This is a genomic window from Daejeonella sp. (assembly GCF_044232565.1).
Lineage (GTDB): Bacteria > Bacteroidota > Bacteroidia > Sphingobacteriales > Sphingobacteriaceae > Daejeonella.
The window spans coordinates 1-3,042 of record NZ_JBIILQ010000290.1; the positions used below are offsets into that span (position 1 = coordinate 1).

Genomic DNA, 3,042 nt, shown 5'->3' on the forward strand with positions numbered 1-3,042 from the left:
GTTAAATCGTAAATCAAATCCAATATTAGTTGTTAATACTTTGAAAAACTTAGTCGCGTAAAAAAAACTATTATAAGAGTATATCTCTGGAGTCCTTAAAATATCCTGAAAATCAGTCTTTTGATAGACTATAAAATTGTTGAGATTAAACTTGCCCATTTTAAAATCTTTCGATAGTGTGATTTTAATCAAATTTATATTGGTACCGCTCTGTTCTGGCAAAATTTGCTTCGCGCTTGTAGTTTCTTTGAAATACAAGTAATTATTTATCAAGAAATAATCCGCCTTTGCCGAAAACTGATATTTTGGATTTTCATAAAGAAAAGAAAGATTGCTAATCTTAGAACGATCAAAGTTCTTGTCCCAGCTATGATATTGATAATTAACACGGTCAAACATCTGCTCAGGCGACTTATTCTGCAGATAGGCCCCTAAGATTATCCTTCCAACAGATTTACTCAATAAAAAACTTGAATTAGCCTCATAAAGAAAATCGCCGGCATGTTTACCCTGTACTATCTGATTTAAATCTGCCTCTAAAATCACCTTATCACTAAAACGATAGGCAAGAGCGGCCTTCAAGCTAGTATTCGTAAAATTTTCTTTGTATGCAAGCTGTTCATACCGGTAGATATCATTTTGAACTCCGAGGTCAAGCTTCAACTCATTCTTAATAAAGCTTAATGCCTTACCCCTAAGGTAAAAACTATAGCTAAACTCATTTCTGAGGTTCGAAACTTGGGTTGAATCATTGGTTTCAGTAAATGATTGAGATGGCAGAATCGGAAAAGCACCAAAATCATCCTGCTCATTTCGGTAAAATTTGAAACGATCTTTGGTATAGGTTAGCGTATGTGAAAAACGCTGTGTAGGCAATATTTTGGCAGAGGCTTCGGTATCAGGAAGGCTATCTACACGACCAATATAATAAAATTGTTTGAACAGAAACTGGGTCTGACGCCAAGTTTGCATCGGACGATTAGCTCCTGTTGCCTTTAAACGCACAGGAATCGCAATTTTATCTATTGGATCACCCTTAAAAAGAGAATCATTTGTTGTAGAACCATTTTCGCCAGCCTTGATGGTATTAAAAATTACGTCACTAATAATATTATACCTTTTATTTGGTGATTCATACCAAGCAAATAAAGCAGCATTTAGATGATCCGCCTTTTGATTGACATAGAAACCCTCCGCACTCAGGCGATTATACATGGCTCCTACATTTAAATTTGGCTTCACATTTTGCGTATGAATTACCTTAAATGTCTGTTCTTGAATCTTTCCATTAACATAATAGAGTTCAGTAAACGGTGTTCGAGCTCTAAAAAACTTCATGGAGTCTTGAGTAAGGCGATAAGCATCAAGAGAATGAAATCCGGCATCAAAGCCAATCACTTTACTAGGACTAAATAGCAATTCACGATAGGCAATACCAGCACTTCCCAAGCCTATAGTGGGCTTATCAAACCTGTAAATGGGACTGTAATTTTGAAAATTCCTAAGCGTAGTGTCAATCGGTCGGGTTTGAGTGCCCTCTTTTAAAATTTTGAGATTGGTATACCTGATATATTTTGAAGTATAAATAATAGAATCTTCTTGCATATCTCCACTGTTTTCTACACCATTCCCAGCTCCCCTACTCATACCAGAACGCATGCCAGAACCTTCGCCTTCATCGCGGATTGTTCTTTGGGCAAAAACCTCGCTTCCGAGGAGATTGTTGAATAAGAAAAGTATAATTACTAAGCGCTTAATCATTCCATTTCAAGGATAAGATCTTTCAAAATCTTGGTCATTCTTGGTTCTGCCTCTTGTGCAGTTTTAATTATCTCTTCAAGTGAAACCACCTTTAATGTTTCAGGAAATCCTTCATCTGTGAGAACAGAAATAGCAAAAACAGGCAATGACATGTGATTAGCAACAATTACTTCTGGCACTGTGCTCATTCCTACGGCATCAGCACCGATATTACGCAAAAAGCGATACTCTGCTCTAGTCTCAAGATTAGGGCCATTTACAGATACATAAACGCCACTATGGCAAGTAATATTATTTTTCTTGGCTATTGTCAAAGCACGACTAATCAAGTCTTTATTGTAAGGCTCACTCATATCTGGAAAACGAGGTCCAAGATCATCATCATTTCGACCACGCAAAGGATTATCTGTTTGCATGTTGATGTGATCCTCAATAATCATCAAATCGCCTTTTTTATAGCTAGGATTTAAGGCACCACTTGCATTTGAAACAAATAATTTTTTAATTCCAAGATGTTTCATCACCCTAACAGGGAAGGTAATTTGCTTCATGTCATACCCTTCGTAATAATGCAAACGCCCCTGCATAGCAACCACTTTCTTACCATTAAGAATACCAAATATTAGCTTTCCTGAATGAAACTCAAGTGTAGAAATGGGAAAGTCAGGAATATTGGAGTACATTAATTGATGATGAATCTCAATATCATCTACAAGCCCCCCCAAGCCTGTGCCTAGAATAATTCCAATTTCTGGTACAAAACCGTCAATTTTACGCTTAATATAGTCTCCTGTCGACTGCAGATTCTTTTGCATAGTTGATAATTAAATTATTAAATGAAGTTTTTTCAGGCTCATTAAAATCCGCCTCAACAGGCAGATAAAAAACAGGAATGCCTTTTAATTGGTTCTTAAACTTATTAGAGTTTAAACGTTGTGCATCTTTTTCGGTGGTAATAATCAAATTATCCCCCTCTTCGAGCTCACTAATTTCGCGCACAAGTTTAGCAATATTTTTCTCGGTAAAATTATGGTGATCAGGATATTCATGGTGAATAAGCTTGGCTTCCGACCCATGCAATACATCTATTAAAGGTTTTGGATTAGCAATCCCAGATAGTAAAATAATAGTAGATGCATTATTTAATGAGTTCATTGGCCTTGAAATGCGATCTTCATAAACAGATTTAAGTTTACCGTATTTTAAATATGAAAAAAACAAAGATTGATTAACATTAAGATTCAATGTGCTTGCAATGTTCTGCCTTTGGGGCTCATCAAG

General features: G+C 36.1%; 3 protein-coding genes. All 3 read right to left on the reverse strand.

All coding sequences use genetic code 11. From position 1 onward, the window contains the following. On the reverse strand, window positions 1–1,761 hold a 1,761-nt coding region (locus ACILQF_RS12205; protein WP_395627681.1), incomplete at its 3' end, for a putative porin. Continuing rightward, on the reverse strand, window positions 1,758–2,576 hold the full coding sequence (locus ACILQF_RS12210) for a purine-nucleoside phosphorylase (protein WP_395627682.1): 819 nt from the start codon (window positions 2,574–2,576) through the stop codon (window positions 1,758–1,760). The genes ACILQF_RS12210 and ACILQF_RS12205, both read right to left, overlap by 4 nt. Next, window positions 2,539–3,042, reverse strand: a 504-nt coding sequence (locus ACILQF_RS12215; protein ID WP_395627683.1) for a tetraacyldisaccharide 4'-kinase, incomplete at its 5' end; no start/stop codon positions are given. The genes ACILQF_RS12210 and ACILQF_RS12215, both read right to left, overlap by 38 nt.

What these genes read in the sequence shown, in the direction of transcription:
- ACILQF_RS12210 (WP_395627682.1), bottom strand. Translation starts at nt 2,576, where the DNA reads ATGCAAAAGAATCTGCAGTCGACAGGAGACTATATTAAGCGTAAAATT.